6 protein-coding genes (1 of these 6 running past the window's edge) are annotated in these 19622 nt (G+C 74.0%); 2 read left to right on the forward strand and 4 right to left on the reverse strand.

Features of this window, described 5'->3' with window-relative positions:
- The 4 genes from R8Z57_RS12215 to R8Z57_RS12230 form a co-directional block, all read right to left on the reverse strand.
- On the reverse strand, positions 1-11795 hold the 5' portion of the coding sequence (locus R8Z57_RS12215) for a hypothetical protein (protein ID WP_318354038.1). 18589 nt of this gene lie to the left of the window's left edge; the window shows 11795 of its 30384 coding nt (coding positions 1-11795); the start codon lies at positions 11793-11795; its stop codon lies off the left edge, out of view.
- Positions 11796-12106: 311 nt separating this feature from the next.
- A complete protein-coding gene (gene sucD / locus R8Z57_RS12220; protein ID WP_318354039.1) occupies positions 12107-13009 on the reverse strand; it encodes a succinate--CoA ligase subunit alpha in 903 nt (300 codons plus the stop codon).
- 33 nt (positions 13010-13042) lie between these two features.
- Positions 13043-14206, reverse strand: coding sequence for an ADP-forming succinate--CoA ligase subunit beta (gene sucC / locus R8Z57_RS12225; protein WP_318354040.1), 1164 nt, complete (start codon positions 14204-14206; stop codon positions 13043-13045).
- Positions 14207-14373: 167 nt separating this feature from the next.
- Positions 14374-15951: an FAD-dependent oxidoreductase gene (locus tag R8Z57_RS12230; protein WP_318354041.1), complete on the reverse strand. Its 1578-nt coding sequence runs from the start codon at positions 15949-15951 to the stop codon at positions 14374-14376.
- 126 nt (positions 15952-16077) lie between these two features.
- On the opposite strand from R8Z57_RS12230, the gene R8Z57_RS12235 reads away from it, so the two are divergent.
- Together R8Z57_RS12235 and R8Z57_RS12240 are read left to right on the forward strand one after the other, a co-directional pair.
- Positions 16078-16785 carry a TetR family transcriptional regulator gene (locus tag R8Z57_RS12235; RefSeq protein WP_318354042.1) on the forward strand — a complete coding sequence of 236 codons (708 nt, stop codon included), beginning with the start codon at positions 16078-16080 and terminating at the stop codon, positions 16783-16785.
- A gap of 61 nt (positions 16786-16846) precedes the next feature.
- Entirely contained in the window at positions 16847-19564 is a 2718-nt protein-coding gene (locus R8Z57_RS12240) for a cation-translocating P-type ATPase (RefSeq protein ID WP_318354043.1), read from the forward strand.
- The last annotated feature ends 58 nt before the right edge of the window (positions 19565-19622 follow it).

Consider the following 19622-nt stretch of genomic DNA (forward strand, 5'->3'; position numbering starts at 1 on the left):
CCGTCCGACGCGACATCGGCCTGGACGATGAGGTCGTGGGCGCGCACCGTGAGGTGCGCCGGCACCGTCGCGGTGTTCACGACATCCATGAGGGTGATGCCGAGGCCGACGCCGATGTTGGCCGTCCCGCCGTCCACCGCCGACGCGTTGCCGGTGGAGGACGAGTCCGTGTTCGCCGCCGTCATGAACGCGATGGTGCCCGCGGCGGTGAGGTCCGCCACCGCGCTGGTCACGCCCGCGCGGACGACCGGGTTCGACAGGCTGACGCCGACGGCGGCCGCCGCGTTGACGCCGCCCTCGCTCGACTCCGCCTGCGGGGCGCGCTGGTCGGCGCCGCCCGACGTCTCGAGTCCGTTCTCCGCGGCCTGGTCGTCGGCGTGATCCTGCTCACGGTTGATGAGCTCGTTGACACCGGTGTTGTCGGGATCGGTGTCGGGAGCGCTGGTGTCCTCCTCCGGCGCCCCGGCCGCGGACGCGGTCGCCGACGCGGTGGCGGCGGAGATCGCGGTGGCGCGCAGGACGATGTCCTCGCCCGCCTCCACCATCCGCGCGAGGTCGCTCGTCGCGGCGTGGTTGGCGATCGTGAGACCGAGCGACAGGCCGATCGCCGCGTCGCCGCCCGTCACGGCGGCCGCCGACCCGGTGCTCGTGACCGTCGAGGTGAGCGCCGATGCGAGGTGCAGCGATCCGGCGATGTCGAGCGTGCCGGTGCCCAGGCGCGTGGCGGCCGTGACGTTCGACAGCGTCGTCGCGACCGCCGGGGCGATCGAGACCCCGCCACCGGCAGCGCCCATGCGCGCCTCGGTGGTCGCGGCATCCGTCACCGTCGCCTGCAGGGTCACGTCGTCGGCGCCCGAGATGGCGACGCCGTCGGCGACGTCGGCGACCGTGCGGTGCGTGATGAGCCCCAGAGCGACGGATGCCCCGAATCCGAGGTCGCCGGCCTCGGTGACGCCTTCGCCGGCGGGCAGCGCCCTCACCGTGGTGGCGACATCGCTCGCGGCGGAGATCCAGACATCGCCCCCGGAGAGGACGACCGTGCCCTCGACCGCCGCGCGCGTCTGGTGGTCGACCACGGCCAGGGCGAACGAGCCCGCGACCGACACGTCCCCGCCGCCGGCGCCCGACGTGGCGCTCGCGCCGATGGTGGCGGTGTGATCGTCGGCGTCGACAGTGGTCTGCGCGCGGACGACGAGGTCGTGCGCGGTGATGGTCAGTGCGGACGGCACGACGGCGGCGTTGCGGACGTCCGAGAGGGTGATCGCGACGGCCGCGCCGATCGTCGCGGTGCCGCCTGCCGGCTGCGTCGCGGATCCGTCCGCGGTGGCCGCGGCATCCGTGTTCGCCTCGGTCTGCAGCGTGACGATGCCGCCGGCCGTGAGGTCGCCGACGGTGACCACCACCTCCGACACGACCGTGGACAGTGCGACGGCGATCGCGGCGGCGGCCTGCACGCCGCCCCCGCTCGTCTCGGCGGCGGGCGCCTGGGCTCCGCCGGTGCCGCTGCCGGTCTCGGCCGAGCCGACCTCGTCGGCGAACGCGAGCTGCTCACCGATCTGCTGGTCGACGCCGCTCGGCTCGCCCGCGGGCGGCTCTTCCTCCGAGGCCGGAGTACCGGCCGCCGAAGCCGTCGCCGACGCCGTGGTGCGCGAGACGCTCGCGGTGCGCAGCGTGACATCTCCGCCCGCGACCACCTCGCGCTCGACGCGGGCGGTCACCGTGTGGTTGGCGATCGGCAGCCCGAGGCTGATGCCGATGCCCGCGTCCGCCGCCCCGGCGACCGACGACGTGCCGGATGCCGAGGCCACGGCCTCCTGCACGGCGTGCAGCGCCAGGTCGCCGCTCGCGGTGAGCGCTGATCCGGCGCCGAGACGGGCGGTCGTCGTGACGTTCGAGAGCGCGATCGCGACGGCGGGCGCGAGGGCGACGTCGCCGCCCTGAGCGCCCATCTTCGCCTCGACCGTCGTGGTGTCGGCGGCGGTCGCGATCAGGGTGACGTCGGTCGCGCCGGTGATCGCCGCACCGTCGGCGAGCTCGGCGAGCGTGTCGTGCCGGATGATCGCGAGCCCCACGGACGCCCCGAACCCGATGCCGCCGGTCTCCGCCTCTGCGCCGACCCCGTGCGGGAGCGCCTCGACGGCGGCGGTCGCGGTGCTGCGGGCGGCGATCGTCGCGGCGCCGGTGAGGGTGGCGGTGCCGGCGAGACGGGCGGTGCTCTCGCGGTCCGCGACGACGAGGGCGAGCGACCCCGCCACCGACAGCTTGCCGCCGCCGGCGCCCGCCATCGAGGTCGCGTCGGCAGCGGATGCCGCGTCATCGCCGTTCGCCAGTGTCGCCGTGGTGAGCACGAGGCCAGTGGCGGCGACGGTCGCGCCCGCCGGGAGCAGCGCGCGGGTGGTGACGTCGGCGTCGGTGATCGCGACCGCGGCACCGATCGTCGCGGTGGCACCCTGCGCCGCCGAGCCGTCGGCGGTGGCCGCCTGGTCGGCGTTCTCGAGGGCGGCCACGCGCACGGTGCCGGCGGCCACGGTGACGCCGGACGCGATCACCGCCTCGCTCAGGATCGTGGCGAGTGTGAGGGCGATCGCCGCCGCCGCGTTGACCTTGCCCTCGCTCGTCTCGGCGCTGGCGGCGGCCGCGCCGCCCGAGGTCGCCGCGCCGTTCTCGGCGGCCACGCCGTCGGCGTGGTCGCGCTGCGCGGCCAGCTGCTGATCGACGCCGCCCGGGGCGCCGGGATCGGGGTCGGCCGGGGTCTCGTCCTCCGGGGCGCCCGATGCCGAGGCGACCGCGCTCGTCGCGGCGGTGCTCGTGAGGAAGGTCGCCAGCAGCACCTCCGTCGCCGTGACGCTCCGCGCCAGGGTCGCGAGGGCCGAGTGGTTCGGGATGGCGAGGGCGAGCGCGACGCCGATGCCGGCGTCGGTCGCCCCCTCGACGGCGGCGGTCGCCGTGGCGTTCGCCGTGGCGGTGAGGACAGCGTCCATGCGCAGCGCACCGGTGAGCGCGAGAGCGGCGCCGGGAGCGAGGATCGTCTGCGCCGTCTCGGTGGACAGCGCGACCGCGACGACCGGGGTGAGGGCGACTCCGCCGCCGGTCGCTCCCATCTTGGCCTCGACCGTCGTCGTGCTGCGGCCGTGGGCGGTGAGCGTGAGGTTGCCCGCGCCGGTCAGCGTCGCGCCGTCGCCGAGGGCGGCCGTCGTCCTGCCCGTGACGATCGCGAGGGCGAACGACGCACCGATGCCGAGCGTGGTGGCGCCGCTCACACCCTCACCGTGCGGCAGCGCCTTGGCCGTGGCCTCGAGGACGCTCGACGCCGCGACCACCGCGTCACCCGACAGCCGCGCGGCACCGGCGATGACGGCGGTGGACTCGTGGGTGGTGAGCGCGATCGCGACGGATCCCGCGACGGAGATCTTGCCGTCGCCCGCGCCGGCGGCCGACTCGGCGGTGAGCGTCGACGCGCCGCCGGCGAGTGCCGACGTGAGCACCTGGAGACTCGCCGCCTCGACGGTCGCGCCGGCGAGCACCGATGCCCGCGTCCCGCCGTCGCCCTTCGCGAGGGCGACCGCGGCGCCGATCGTTCCGGTGCCGCCGTCGGCCGCCGAGCCGTCGGCCTTCGCCAGACGGTCGACGTCGTCGAGCGCCGCGAGCGTGACCGCGCCGGCCGACGTGACGGTGGCGCCGGCGAGGATGCGCGCCTCGCTGATCGCCGTCGCGAGAGTCAGGGCGATGGCCGCCGCGGCATTGACGCCCCCCTCGCTCGTCTCGGCGCTCGGGGCGGTCGCCCCGGCCGCGGACGGTGCGCCGCCGTTCGCCGCCGCCACGCCGTCGGCGTGCTCGCGCTGCGCCTGGAGCTGCTGATCGACGCCGTCGCCCGCCGCGCCGCCGGGGTTCGCCGCGTCACCGGAGTCCGCACCGTTCTCGGGCGCGCCCGCCGCCGACGCGACCGCGGTCGAGCCCGAGGTGGAGGTGAGGAAGGAGGCAAGGCCCACGGCTCCCCCGGCCGAGATGTTCCGCGCGACCTCGGCGATGGCCCGGTGCTGCGGCATCGCCAGTGCCAGGGCCACGCCGATGCCGGCGTCGCCCGCGCCTTCGACCTCGGCCGTCGCGGTGGCGTGGGAGGCGGCATCCGTCACGGCATCCAGCCGGATCGCGCCGCCGACGGCGACGTCCGCACCGGTGCCGATCCGCGCGAGCGCGCTCTCGGTCGACAGGGCCGTCGCGACGACCGGCGTGAGGGCCACGCCGCCGCCCGTGGCCCCCATGCGCGCCTCGGCCGTCATCGTGCTCCGGCCGCTCGCGAACACGGTGAGCGCATCGGCACCCACCAGCGCTGCGCCGTCGGCGAGCTCGGCGGTCGTGATGCCCGTCGCGATCGCGAGGGCGAACGAGGCGCCGATGCCGAGCGTGGCGGCGCCGCTCACGCCGTCGCCGTGCGGCAGGGCCTTGGCGACGATGTCGCTGCGGTTCGCCGCCGAGATCAGCACGGCGCCGTCGACGTTCGCCGTGCCGCGGAGGGAGGCGAGCGACGAGTGGGTGAGGAGCGCGATCGCGACCGATCCGGCGACCGAGATCTTGCCGTCGCCGGCGCCGGCCGCCGACTGGGCGGTCGTGACGGAAGCGGCGTCGTCGCCGTCGACGAGCGTCGCGGTGGAGAGCTGGAGCGATCCGGCGGTGACGGTGGTGCCCGCGGGAAGGATCGCCTCGGTGAAGACGGTCGCGCGGGTGAGCGCGACGCCGGCCCCGATCGTGGCGGTCGCCCCGTTCGCCGCGGAGCCGTCGGCGCTCGCGGACTGATCGGCGTTCTCGAGCGCGGCGAGCCGCACTTGGCCGGCGGCCACGACCGTCGCGCCGGTGATCGTCGCGCGGCTCACCGCCATCGCGAGGGTGAGCGCGATGGCCGCGGCCGCGTTGACCTTGCCGCCACTGGTCTCTGCGCTCGGCGCGGTGCCCTGCGAGGCGGCGCCGCCGGCGGTCGTCGCGACGCCGTCGGCGTGCGCCCGCTCCCCGGCGAGCTGCTGATCGACGCCGTCGCCGCCGTCGCCTCCGCCACCCGCGTTCTCGGGCGCCCCGGCGGCGGAGGCGACGGCGGTAGTCGTGGCCTTCGATGTCAGGAAGGTGTGGGCGAGCACGTCCCCGCCGGCGTTCACGTCCCGGGCGATGGTCGCCATCGCGCGGTGGTCCGGCATCGCGAGCGCGAGCGAGACGCCGACGCCTGCGGTGCTCGCGTTCGTCACGTCGGCCGTCGCACTCGCGGTCGATGCCGCGTCGAGGACGGCGTCGAGACGGAGCGAGCCGGTGAGCGCGAGGATGCCGCCGCCCACGACGCGCGCTTCGGCCGCCTCCGTCGAGAGCGCGGTCGCGACGACGGGCGTGAGCGCGACCGCCCCGCCCGCGGCACCCATCTTCGCCTCGGCCTTCGTCGCGCTCGCACCGTTGGCGTAGATCGTGATGTCTCCGGCACCCGTGATCGTGCCCGCCGCCGCGAGCTCGGCGAGCGTCGAGCCGGTGACGACGGCGAGGGCGAACGAGGCGCCGATGCCGAGCGACTCCGCGCCCGTCACGCCGCCCTCGTGCGGGAACGCCGTCACCGTGGTGGCGACGTCGCTCGTCGCGGAGGCCGTGACCGCTCCCCCGCCGGTTATCGTGACCGATCCGTCGACGGCGGCGCGCGTCGAGTGGTTCACGAGGCCGATGGCCACGGATCCCGCGACCGACACCTTGCCGCCGCCGGCGCCGGCGACGGACTCGGCGCCGAGCGCGGAGGTCGTGTCGCCGCCGTCTTCGAGCGCGCGGGCGAACAGCTGCAGGCTGCCGGCCGTGACCGCGACGCCCGCGGGCACGACCGCGGTCGTGGAGATGTCCGCCCGGGTGAGGGCCACCGCGGCGCCGATCGTCGCATCGGCGCCCTGCGCCGCTGAGCCGTCGGCGCGGGAGATCACGTCGGAGTGGGTCGCCGCGTCGATGACGACGGAGCCCGTGGCCGCGAGGTCGCCTGCGAGCAGGACGCCCGCCGAGAGATCGGCGAGCGTGACGGCGACGGCGGCAGCTACCGCGACGCCGCCCTGCGACGTGGCCGCCGACGGGGTGCCGGTGCCGGCGAGCGCGGGGGTCCCGGCGGTGGCATCGGCGTGGTCGCGCTGGCGCTGCACCGCCTGGTCGACGCCGTCGCCGGCCGCGCCGCCCGGGTTCGCCGCGTCGCCCGAGTCGGCGGCGTTCTCGGGCGCTCCGGCGGCGGAGGCCGTGGCGCCGGAGGTCGCGTTGCTGACAGCGTGCGCGGCGAGCGCGGCACTGGCCGCCGTCACATCGCGGGCGAGCTGCGCCTGCGCGGCGTGATCGGCCATCGTCAGCGCGAGCGACGCGCCGACGGCGGCGGTGCCGGTGGAGACGGCGATGGCGCCCGCCGTCGCGTTCGCAGTCGCGCGCTGCTGGGCGGTGAGGCGCAGGGCACCCGTCAGGACGATGGCGTCGCCCTCGGCCAGACGTGCCACGGTCCGCACCGTCGACACCGTCGTGGCGACGGCCGGCGTCACCGTCACGCCGCCGCCCGCGGCGCCCATCCGCGCCTCGCTCGTCGTGGCGACGGTGGAGCGCGCGTCGACGGTGAGCGCGCCGACGCCCGTGAGAGTAGCCCCGGCGGCCACCTCGGCGATGGTGGCGGCGGTCACGATGGCGAGCGCGAAAGAAGCCCCCACCCCGAGATCGCCCGCGTCGGAGACGCCGGCGCCGGCGGGAAGCGCCGTGACCGTGGTGGCGCTGCTGCCGTTCGCCGCGACGGTGACGGTCGCACCGCTCACTGCGCCGGCGAGCGCGGCGCGCAGGTCGCGGTCGACGAGGGCGATCGCCACCGAGCCCGCGACCGAGACGTCACCGCCGCCTGCGCCCGCGACGGATGCGGCGCCGGTCGTCGAGACGGCGTCCGCGCCGTCGGCGACGGTGCGGACGTGGATCGCCGTGACCGGGGCGGTGATGTCGGCGCCGGCGGCGACGACGGCGCTCGCCGCGAGAGAGGAGTCGGTGACGGCGACCGCTGCCCCGATCGTCGCGTCGGTGCCCTGCGCCGCGCGGCCGTCGGCCTTCGACGTCGCGTCGGTGTGCTCGCCGGCGACGACCGTCGCGGTGTCGGCGGTGACCGTCGCGTCGATGGTCGCGGCGACCGAGGCGCGGGCGACCGTCACGGCGACCGCTGCGGCCGCGTTGACGCCCCCTTCGCTGGTCTCCGCGCTCGGGGGCGTGGTGGTGTTCCCGGTCCCGCCGGACTCGGCGGCGATGGCGTTGGCCGTGCTCTGGGCCCCGGCGATCTGCCCGTCGACGCCGGTGCCGGCCGCCCCGCCGGAGGAGTTCTCGGGCGCACCCGACGCCGAGGCTGCGGCATCCGACGTCGCCTTCGACACGCCGGTCGCGCCGACGAAGACGTCGGCGGACCCGTCGGCGGCGCCCGCCGCGACCACGTCCCGCGCAAGGGTCGCCTGCACCGCGTGGTCGGCGAGCGTGAGGGCGAGACCGACGCCGACGGCGGCATCGCCCGCCGGTGCGACCGAGGCCTTCGCGACGCTATGCGTCTCGGCGCGCTGCGCGGCGGTGACCGTGAGGTTCTCGACCGCGAGAGCGCCGTCCCCCTCGACCTGTGCGACCGTCCGCGCGGTGCCCATCGCGACGGCGGTGAAGGGTGCGACGGCGAGGTCGGCGCCCGCGGCGGATCCGCTCGCTTCGGCGCGGACGATGTCGGTGCCGGTGGCCGTGACGACGATGCCGGCGGTGCCGGTGGCTAGGCCCGCCAGGGCCGCCGTTGTCACGGTGTCGCTCTTCGCGAGGGCGAACGACGCGCCCACACCGGTCGTGGCGCCCGTGCCGCCGTCGGTGGCGAGGAGCGCGCGTGCCGCGGTCTCGGCGACCCCGGTGGCGGCGAGCGTCAGCGTCGCGCCGTCGAATGTGCCCTGGAGAGCGGAGGAGGTCTCGACGCTCGAGAGGGCGAGGGCCACGGATCCGGCGACCGAGAGGTCGCCGCCTGATCCGGCGCCGCCCGTGGCGGTCGCGGCGATGCGGTGGACCGGGTCGTTCACGCCGCTCGCGGTGAGCGGGGCGACTCCGGCGGTGAGGCTGAGGCTCGCGGCGTCGACGTCGGCGTCGGCGGCGAGCGCGGTGCGGACTCGGGCGTCCGCGAGGGTGATCGCGAGGGCTGCCGCGATCGTGGTGGCTGCCGGTTCGGATCCTTCGGCCGGGGGCCCGCGGTCCGCCGGGGCGCCGGTCGCCGTCGAGTCGGCCTGCAGGTTGCCGAGCGCCGTGAACGACGCGTTCGCCGCCTTCAGCGACACACCGGCGATGACGACGTCGCTGGTGAGGTCGTGGATGCCGAGGGCGACGGCCGCAGCGGCCATGACGGCGCCCTGCGGGGTCGCGGGGCTCGGCGCGGCGGGCACGGACCCGGTGCCTTCCCCGGCCGTGGCACCGTCCGCCCAGTCGCGCGCACCCGTGATCTGCGCGGACGGGTCGGACCCCGAGCCGGTCGCGGATGCCGCACCCGGCGATCCGGTCATCGATGCGGCGGCGATGGTCGCCGACGAGCCCCGTGCCTCCGCCGCGAGGACGATGTCGCCGGCCGCGATGACGTCGCGCCCGAGGTCGATCCTCGCGACGTGGTCGGCGAACGTGAGCGCGAGGACCACGCCGACGGCCGCACCGTCGCCGGCCGTGACATCGCCGCGGGCCGTCGTCTTCACCGGAGCGACGAGCGTCGCCCGCATCGTGAGGTCGCCGGCGAGCACGAGGGCATCGGGGGCGGGCGCGAGGCGCGAGGTCGCGGCGGCGTTCGAGACCGACAGAGCGAGCACGGTGGAGATCGCATCGGATGCCGCGCCGCCGGTCGCCGTGACCGTCAGCGGCGTGACGACGGTGGCCAGGAGGGCGAGATCGTCGAGCCCGGTGACCTGCGTGCTCGTCACCGCGGCCGTGGTCGCATCGTTCACGATGCCCAGCGCGACATGGGCGCCGAGCCCGGTGGCGACGCCGCCCTCGGTGCCGGGTGTCGCCGACGCCGACGTCGCGGCCGACGAGTACGCCTCGAAGGCCGCGTCCGCCGGCTGTGCGGCCTGGAACGCGACGGGGCCGGCACCGAGGAGCGCCTGCGTGATGCGGGTGGTGAGGGCGATCGCGAGCGCGCCGGCGGCTCCGAAGCTCTCGGCCGAGCCGGCGCCGGAGGTCGCATTCGCGCGGAACTCGCTCGCCGGCGCACCCGACGGCGATCCGGCGATGGCGTAGGCCGACAGCGACGGCGCGGTGAGCGAGACGGCGTCAACGACCGCGCGCGTGTCGATCTCGGCGGAGTTGACCGCGACCGCCACGCCCACGCCCGGGGCGTCCGCCGCGACGGCGGAGGCGTCGGCCGTCGTCGCCGCCGAGCCGTGCGACCGGGCGACCAGGATCACGCCGCCGTCGGCGGCGTAGACCGGGGCCGCGGCCGCGCCGATGGTCGCCAGGGTGGTCACGTCGAGATCGGTGTAGGCCAGCGCTCCGGCGACATCGACGGAGCCGTCCGGCGTCGTCGCGTTGCCATCGGTCGTCGTGCCCGGGTCGGTGCCGTTCTGCGTGGCGCCGCCCTCGCTCGCCGTCGCGGTGGTGTCGATGTCGTAGACGCTGCCGGCCTCGACGTGGAGCACGCCGCCCGCGTCGACCGCGCCCGTGGTGGTCAGCTCCGCCCGCGTGTCGATCGCGACGCGGCTCACGGCGATCGCGCCGCCGGCCTCCTGCGCCGTCGCGGTGGTGTCGACGTCGGCGTCGGTCTGCGCGAGGAGGGTGATGTCGCCGGGCGCCGTGACCGCGGCATCCCCCTCGACCTCGACCGTGGCGGTCGCGGTCGCGTCGGCGTACGCGGCAGCCGCGTCGACGTCGTCGGTGCCCGTGCCCGTCGCGGTGACCGTGAGGTCGAGCTCGGCCTTGGCCGAGAGGTGGACGTCGCCGTCGGCGCCGGTCGCCTGGATGGAGCCGCCCGAGACGAGGACGCGGGCGATGGCGTTCGCCTCGCCGAGCGCCGAGGTGACCGCGTCGTCCGACTCCTCGGTCTCGGTGTGGGCGACGATCGCGTGGGCTCGCGCGACGACGTCCTCGCCGGCGATCGTCGCACCGTCGAGGAGGACCTGCGCGGTCGCATCGCTCCCGACGGTCGTGGCCGCGGCGTGCAGGCCGACGTAGCCGGTGCCCGTGATCGTCGAACCGGTCACCTGGATGCTCGCGGTGGCCGACTCGTCGGTCTCGTTGTTCGCCTGCGCGACGAGCACGACGTTCTCGCCCGTGACGCTCGAGCCGCCGTCGATGACGATCTCGGCCTCGACCTCGTCGGGGGTGGTCGGCGCGGGCGGCTCTTCGCACGGCTCCGCGTCGCAGGGCTCGGGCTCAGCGGCCTCGAGCAGCTCGGCGAGGGCGTGCAGCAGGATGTCGCCGCCGGTGAGCGACGCGCCGTTCATGAGGATGCGCGCGGCGCGCAGGTCGAAGTCGATGCCGGCGAAGAGCAGCGCGCCGATGATCCGGATGATCGCGCGGGCGCCGGTCGTGTGGATCCGCACCGCCCCGGCGGGAACCACGATCTGGTCGCCGTCGTTGGTCGTGATGACGAGGTCGCCGTCGGCGTTCTGCGAGAGCAGGATCTCCTCGTCGTCGACGTCGCGGTCGACCTCGACGTCGGCGGCCGGGGTCTCCGGCGTCTCGGTCTCGGTCTCGGTCGGGTCGGCGGGCTCCGGCGTGGTGGGCGACTCGCCGGGGGTGCCGGGCTCCTCCGGCTCGGCCGGCGCCTCGGGGGTCTCGCCCTCGGGCTCGGAGCCCTCGGCGGGCGTCTCGGGAGCAGCAGGCGCCTCGGTGGGTTCGGGCGCCTCGGGCGCGGGGACCGCAGGCGGCTCGGTGGTCTCGGGCGTCTCCGGCACCTCGACCGGCTCCGGGTCGCCCGCTGCCAGCGATGCGGCCTCGGGTTCGGTGGCGCCCTCCGCGAGCGGTGCGACCTCTGCCGCCTCTGCGCCGGTCTCGGGCGACGCCTCGGACGAGTCCGCGGCGGTGAACGGACGCACGTCGAGGAACGCGGCCGATCCGGTGGTCTCGTCGGGCGACGGCGTCGCCGGCGTCTCGGGCGCACCGGGCGCCACGGGCTGCTCCGGGACGTTCGGCACCGGAGGCTCTTCGGGAACCTCCGGGGGGACGGGCGAACCGGGGTTCTGCGGCGTCCCGGGGGCCGGCTGCGGCGCCGGCGGCGCGGGCACCTCGGGCACCGCCGGTCCGGGAACGCCGGGCGTCGGGATGCCGGGCAGCCCGGTCGGCGGCGCGGGAGCCGTCGGCGCGGCCGGCGGCTGCGGCGGAGTCGGCAGTCCCGGCATCGCGGGGATCGCCGGAGCCTGCGGTCCGTTCCCCGAGCCGGGGCCGTTGCCGGGGCCGCACACGAGGGTCGTGCTCGTCGAGCCCGACCCGTCGTTCGTGGTCACCTCGCGGCAGTTGGGCCCGTACGGGTTGCCCGGAGCCGCCGGCGCCGTGCGGCGCGGATCGGCCGGGAGGACGATGACGAGCGAGTAGTCGCGGGGGTTCGTCGCGGGCGGCACGAGCAGCTCGGGAACCTCTTCGGCGGGCGTCTCGGCGTCCTCGGAGCCTTCGCCGGAGCCTTCGCCGGACGAGTCGTCGCCCGGCGTCCCGGCACCGGAGCCGAGGCCCCACGGCACCGCGCCTGCGGTGCCGCTGCCGTCTTCGCCGAAGGCGCTCGGAGCCACGAACGCTCCGCCCCACATGACCTGCGCGGCCACGAGGACGGACGCGACGATGACCACGACCGCGGTCCTCCGCCGATCGTGCACTCCACGCAGCGACGTGCCATCAGCACGACGCTGCTCTCGCGAAACCCCGAAAACGGGGGATCTCCGACTCATGGGGCCCCTTCTGCCCATTCGTCCTACAGAAATCCCCACCCCCTGCGCATCACGTGACCGCGATGCGCCTCCGAGGAGGAATGTAGACCGTCCGGACGAAATTCCACAAGGTAAGAGCCGGATTCTCGTTTTGGAATACATCCGGGGAACGCAGAAGGCCCCGCCGGAGCGGGGCCTTCTCGTGACGGGCGGAGCCCGCCGTCACCGTTCGATCAGAGCGATTCGACGATCTCGCGCATCAGGGCGGCGGTCTCGGAGGGCGTCTTGCCGACCTTGACCCCGGCGGCCTCGAGGGCCTCCTTCTTCGCCTGCGCGGTGCCCGCCGAGCCCGACACGATGGCGCCGGCGTGGCCCATGGTCTTGCCCTCGGGCGCGGTGAAGCCGGCCACGTAGCCGACGACCGGCTTGGTGACGTTGGCCTTGATGAAGTCGGCCGCGCGCTCCTCGGCGTCGCCGCCGATCTCGCCGATCATGACGATCGCCTTGGTCTCGGGGTCGGCCTCGAACGCGGCGAGCGCGTCGATGTGGGTGGTGCCGATGATCGGGTCGCCGCCGATGCCGATGGCGGTCGAGAAGCCGATGTCGCGCAGCTCGAACATCATCTGGTACGTGAGGGTGCCCGACTTCGACACGAGGCCGATGGGGCCCTTGCCGGTGATGTTGGCCGGCGTGATGCCGACCAGCGCCTCGCCGGGCGTGATGATGCCGGGGCAGTTCGGGCCGATGATCCGGGTCTTGTTGCCCTTCTCCGTCGCGTACGCCCAGGCCTCGGCCGAGTCGCCGACGGGCACGCCCTCGGTGATGACGACGAGCAGCGGGATCTCGGCGTCGATGGCCTCGACCATCGCGGCCTTGGTGAACGCGGCCGGGACGAACGCGATCGACACGTCGGCGCCCGTCTTCTCGATGGCCTCGGCGACCGAGCCGAACACGGGCAGCTCGACGTCGTTGCCGTCCTTGTCCTTGTGCAGCACCGTGGTGCCCGCCTTGCGGGCGTTCACGCCGCCGACGACGTTCGTGCCGGCCTTGAGCATGAGCGCGGTGTGCTTGGTGCCCTCGCCGCCGGTGATGCCCTGGACGATGACCTTGGAGTCCTTGGTGAGGAAGATCGACATTTCTCTAATCCTTTGATTCCAGCCCGTGACGGGTCAGGCGTTCGCGAGCTCGGCGGCCTTGTCGGCGCCCTCGTCCATCGTGGCGGCCAGGGTCACGAGCGGGTGGTTCGCGTCCTGGAGGATCTTGCGCCCCTCTTCGACGCGGTTGCCGTCGAGGCGGACGACCAGCGGCTTCGAGGCGGTCGACCCGAGCTCGGCGAGCGCGCCGACGATGCCCTTGGCCACCGCGTCGCACGCCGTGATGCCACCGAAGACGTTCACGAAAACAGACTTGACCTGGGGATCTCCGAGGATCACGTCGAGACCCGCCGCCATCACCTCGGCCGAGGCGCCGCCGCCGATGTCGAGGAAGTTGGCGGGCTTCACACCGCCGTGGTTCTCGCCGGCGTAGGCGACGACGTCGAGGGTCGACATGACCAGGCCCGCGCCGTTGCCGATGATCCCGACCTGGCCGTCGAGCTTGACGTAGTTGAGGTCGTTCTCCTTGGCCTTGGCCTCGAGCGGGTCGGCGGCGGCCTTGTCTTCGAGGAGGGCGTGGTTCGCGTGACGGAACTCGGCGTTCTCGTCGAGCGTCACCTTGCCGTCGAGGGCGATGACCTCGCCATCCTCGGAGAGGATGAGCGGGTTGACCTCGACGAGCGTCGCGTCCTCGCCCTTGTACACGTTGTAGAGCTTGACGAAGACGTCGGCGACCTTGGGTGCCAGCTCGTCGTCGAAGTTCGCGGCCTGGGCGATCTCGAGCGCCTTGGCCTGGTCGATGCCGGTGCCGGGGTTCACCTCGACGCGGGCGAGCGCCTCGGGACGCTCGACGGCGAGCTCCTCGATCTCCATGCCGCCCTCGACCGACGCCAGCGACAGGTAGGAGCGGTTCGCGCGGTCCAGCAGCACCGAGAAGTAGAACTCCTTGGCGATGCGGGCGCCTGCGGCGACCATCACGCGCTTGACGACGTGGCCCTTGATGTCGAGGCCGAGGATGGCCTGCGCCGCCTCGAAGGCCTCGTCGGGGGTCTTGGCGACCTTGACGCCGCCGGCCTTGCCGCGGCCGCCGGTCTTCACCTGCGCCTTGACGACCACGACGCCGCCGAGCTTCTCAGCCGCCGCCTTCGCCTCCTCGGGGGTGTCGGCGACGATGCCGGCGAGCACCGGCACCTCGTACTTCTCGAAAAGGTCTCGTGCCTGGTACTCGTACAGATCCACAGTGCAGTCCTTCGCTGTAGCGAATGGGGTGGGGAACGACGCTGAAGCGTCTCGACGTCGAGATATCGACCAGTACCTCAGCCTACTACCGCTCGCCGGGCGCTCCCGACCGCAGCGACGCGCCGGACGCTTCGGCGGAGGGGGCGCGGATCGCGACGCCGCGCACCTCAGTGCGACGCTGCGGGTGCCGCCGCGACGGGCTCGTCCCCGTCGACCTCTTCGCCCGCAACCCGGGGAAGGCGGGCCAGATCGCACAGGGCCGGACCCTCGATGCGGCGCCCCTCCGCCGTGAATCGCGACGCGTGGAGCGGGCAGTCCCACGACAGTTCGGCGTCGTTCCACCGCAGCACGCCGCCGAGGTGCGGGCAGACGGCGCTCACGGCGCGGGTGGTGCCGGCGACGGTCGAGATGCCGACCGGGTGCCCGGCGCGGCTGGCGACGACGCCTTCGCCCTCGCGCGGCCGGCGCACCGGCGCGGGCACGGTCTGCGCGCCGATCCACCCCGACGCCGCCTGCCAGCCGACGCGCAGGTTCTCCACGCCGCCGCGGGCGAGATCGGCCGGCACGGTGAACCGCGTCGAGATGACGTTCATCCAGTCGGGGCGCTCACGGCGCGGGATCCGCGTGATCTCCGCGGCGATCCGGAGCGCGGCGGCCGGGGCGTTGGAGAGACCCCACTTCGCGTAGCCCGTGGCGAACCGGACGTGGCCGAGGCCCCGGGGCATCGCGCCGACGAACGGGATGAGGTCGTGCGACTGGTAGTCCTGCGCCGACCAGGAGGCGACCGGCTCCGCACCCGGGAAGTGGTGGCGCGTCCACGTCACGAGCGCATCGACGCTCCGCTGCGCCGACTCGGCACGCCCGACCGGGAAGCCGTTCCCTCCGACGACGAGCTGTGCGAGATCCGCCGGTCCGTCCTCGGGGGTGATCGACCGCACCGACTTCGTCTCGCCGTCGATCGCGAGGTAGAGCCCCTCCGGCAGCGGCCCTGTCGTCGTGAACGCCACGCACGATGAGCGCAGGCCGCGGGTCTTGGCGAAGTACAGCCCGCGGTCGGTGATCGGGGTGGCGGTCGCGAGCACCACCTGACGCGCTTCGGCGTACCCCGCCGTGGTCTCGACGCCCGCCCTCGGCACGGCGTGCACGCGTGTGACGCGCACACCGGTGTGCAGCACGCCGCCGGCGCGCAGGAACTCTTTCGCCAGCGCCACGACCATCCGCTGCGGGTCGATCGCCACCTGGCCGTCGAGGGCGACGGCGTCGACGATCGGAAACGACGACTGGGCCAGCTGATCGGGCTCGACGCGGCGCACCGGCAGCCCCGCCTCCTCGGCCGCGTCGCGCTCGGCGAGCACCGACTCGGCACCGTCGGGGGTCTGGGCGTAGGAATAGGCGGTGCGCCGCGAGTACGGCACGCCGAGCTCGTCGGCTGCGGCGGTCAGCCATTCCGCGCCGTCCCGATTCGCCTCCACGTACGCGCGGGTCAACCGCGCCGAGTGATGGCGCCTCAGGCTCGAGAGCACCGATCCCTGCAACAGGGTGAGCTTTCCGGTGTTCGCCCCCGACGCCAGCTCGCCGACCTCCCCGGCCTCGATCACGGCGACGTCCAGCCCCTCCCGGGCGAGCAGCAGCGCGGTCGCCAGGCCGGTGAGACCCGCACCGACCACGACGACGTCGCGCCGCCGTCCCGGTTCGAAGGGCGTGCCCACGACACGTTCGGCGTCCCGCTTCCAGATCGGCGTCATCTCCCCAGTGAAGACGCCGCATCGACACGCGTCGAGCGGCTTGACAGCGAGAGGCGGAGCGGTGAGGGCGCGGCGCGCGACGGATGCCGCGACCCCTGCCGTGCGGCGCACTAGGCTCTCCCCGAGATGACCGACAACGCCGCCGCTTCCGCCGCTCCGAGCCCGATCGCGGGTCAGGCCGCCTCCCGGGCGGCCGTCGTGGCCGCTGCGCTCGAGCTCTTCGCCGAGCAGGGCTTCGACCAGACGTCGGTGGAGCAGATCGCACAGGCGGCCGGCGTCTCGAGGTCGACCTTCTTCCGCCAGTTCGGCGGCAAAGACGACGTCGTCTTCACCGACCACGAGGTGCTGATCGACCGGCTGCGGGCGTTCCTGGCGCAGCCGCATCGCGATCCGTGGGCGGCCGTGTGCGAGGCATCCCTCCTCGTCTACTCCCACTTCGCCGCCGACCCCGAGCTGGCCCGCCGCCGGTATGCCGTCGTGCGCGGGGTGCCGGCGCTGCGCGATCGCGAGATCGTCACGGTGTTCCGCTACGAGCGCCTCTTCGACGAGTACCTGCGGTCGTCGCTGCCGGGCCTGGATCCGCTCGACGCGGTGGGCTTCTCGGCTCTCATAACGGCCATCCACAACCACGTGCTGCGGCGCCTGATCCGCGGCCCGAAGAAGGTGCCGGCGTCGGTGCTGCGAGCGGCCCTCGACGACGCGCGCCGGCGGTTCGGAGTCCTCCCCGACGGCGAAGCGGATGCCGCGGCCGACGACGTCGTGGTGGCGGTGTTCCCGCGGTCGATGCCGTCCGCCGAGCTCGCCCGCCGACTGCGCGAGCGCCTCGACGACTGAGGGCCGAAACAAGCGCCGTCAGTGCATGCCGGGGCGCGTCCCCGGGCGCTATGTTCGAGCCATGAGCACAGTGGAGACCGCGGCCGACAGGCCCGCCACCCCGTGGTACACCCAGGATGCCGAGGCCGTCGTCGCGGCGCTGCGCAGCGACCGGGAGCGTGGCCTGACCGCCGCCGACGCCGCGCAGCGGCTCGCGGACCACGGTCCCAACTCCATCGCCGCCGAGAAGCCCCCGTCGACCTGGCAGGTGGCGCTGCAGCAGCTCGCCGATCCCATGAACGTGATGCTCGTGGCCGTCGCGGTGATCAGCCTCTTCATCAACCAGGTGAGCGTCGGCATCCTGGTCGGCGCCCTCGTCGTGCTGAACATCGTGCTCGGCACGCGGCAGGAGCTCAAGGCGAAGGCCTCCGTCGACGCTCTCGCCAAGATGCAGATCCCGCAGGCGAAGGTCGTGCGGGACGGCTCTCTCATGCAGGTCGACGCCACGACTCTCGTGCCCGGCGACCTCGTCGCCCTCGAGGCGGGCGACATCGTTCCCGCGGACGGGCGCATCGTGCGATCGGCGACGCTCGAGACGCAGGAGGCCGCACTCACCGGTGAGAGCGCACCGATCCCGAAGGATGCCGGCACGCTCACCGACCCCGAGACCACGCTCGGCGACCGCACCGACATGGTGTTCCAGAACACCCAGGTGACACGTGGCACCGCGACAGTCGTCGTCACCGACACCGGCATGCAGACGCAGATGGGCCAGATCGCCTCGATGCTCTCTGCCGTGAAACCCGCCAAGTCGCCGCTGCAGCGCGAACTCGATTCGCTCACCGGCGTGCTCGGCTGGATCGCCTGGGGCGCCGTCGCGATCATCATCGTCACCGGACTGCTGCGGGGCCAGGAGATCGCCTCGGTGATCCTCCTCGGCATCTCGATGGCGATCTCGGCGATCCCCACCGGCATGCCCTCGTTCGTGCAGGCCATGCTCTCCTACGGCTCGCGCCAGCTCGCCGAGCACAAGGCCGTGGTCAAGAACCTGACCGACGTCGAGACACTGGGCGCGACGAGCGCCATCAACTCCGACAAGACCGGCACGCTCACCATGAACGAGATGACGGTCGAGTCGCTGTACTACCGCGGCGACTGGTTCACGGTCGCCGGTTCGGGCTACGAGAAGACCGGAGAGGTGCGCCACGTCGCCGGCCTCCCCGTGCCGCAGTTCCACCAGCTCGCCCTCGGACTCACCCTCTGCAGCGATGCCACGGTCTCCGACGACGGCGTCGTGATCGGCGACCCCACCGAGGCCGCCCTGGTCGTGCTGGCCGCCAAGCTCGGCGCCGACGCCGAGCTCACGCGGGCGAGGTTCCCGCGCGTCGCCGAGGTGCCGTTCGACTCGGCCTACAAGTTCATGGGGACCTTCCACGAGATCCCCGTCGAGGGCGTGAAGACCCTCGTGGGCTACGTCAAGGGCGGACCCGACGTCGTGCTCGACCGCTGCACCTCGGTCGCCACCATGGACGGCGTCGTGCCGATCGCCGATCAGCGCGACGCGATCCTCGAGGCGAACCGCTCGCTCTCGGAGCAGGGGCTGCGCGTCCTCGCCTTCGCCTTCCGCCGGTTCGCGCCCGGCGCCACCGTGGCCGACGACCCGATGGCCGCGGTGTCGGACCTCACCTTCGTCGGCCTCGTCGGCATCATCGACCCGCTGCGCCCGTCGTCGAAGGAGGCGGTGCGCATCGCACGCGAGGCCGGCATCGAAGTGCGAATGATCACGGGCGACCACGCGATCACCGCCGCGGCCATCGGCGGGAAGCTCGGTCTCGGCGAAGGGGCTGCCAGCGGCGCCGAGATCCAGGCGATGAGCGACGACGAGCTGAAGGCGGCGCTGCCGCGCCTGCACATGTTCGGCCGCGTCACCCCTGAAGACAAGCTGCGTCTGGCGAGGCTGATGCAGGAGCAGGGCGACGTCGTGGCGATGACGGGCGACGCCGTGAACGACGCCGCCGCGCTCAAGCAGGCCGATATCGGCGTCGCCATGGGCTCGGGCAGCGACGTCACCAAGCAGGCGGGGAAGATGATCCTCGTCGACGACAACTTCGGCACGCTGGTCACGGCGGTGCGGCTCGGCCGCTCGATCTACGAGAAGATCGTCAGCTACGTGCGGTTCCAGATGTCGCAGCTGTTCTCACTGGTGCTGCTCTTCCTGGTGGCGAGCATCTTCGACATCAACGACGGCGTCCCGCTGACGCCGATCATGGTGCTGTTCCTGAACTTCTTCATCGCGATCTTCCCCGTGATCGTGATCCTCCTCGATCCGGTTCCCGACGGCATCATGCTGAAGCCGCCGCGCGATCCGAAGAAGACGATCGCCAACCCCGCGGCCGTCACGCTGTGGTTCGTCTACGGCGGCCTGATCTTCATCACCACGCTCGTGCCGCTCTTGATCCACCCCGACCTGCTCAGCTCGACCGAACCGAACGTTCCTGTGACGATGGCGTTCGTCGTCTGCGCACTCGGCTCGATCTTCGGCGGGCTCGTCATGCGCCGCGACCCCGAATCAGGTCTTGCGGCACCGATCCTCGCCGCGGTGAAATGGCTCTCGATCCCGCTGGCTCTCACGGTGGTGGCGGTCGAGGTGCCGTTCATGCAGCGCCTCGTGGGAACCGTCGGCCTGTCGGGCGACGAGTGGCTGACCGCGCTCGGTCTGGCACTGCTGGTGCCCGTGCTGATCGAGCTCGAGAAGTGGATCCGCCGCGCGCGGCTCCGGCGCCGCGCCGCCCAGTCCTGAGGACGCCTGTGCGAACGCCCGCCACCCGGTCACCGAGTGGCGGGCGTTCCGCGCTCCG

This window comes from Microbacterium sp. M3, from assembly GCF_033548675.1.
GTDB lineage: Bacteria > Actinomycetota > Actinomycetes > Actinomycetales > Microbacteriaceae > Microbacterium > Microbacterium arthrosphaerae.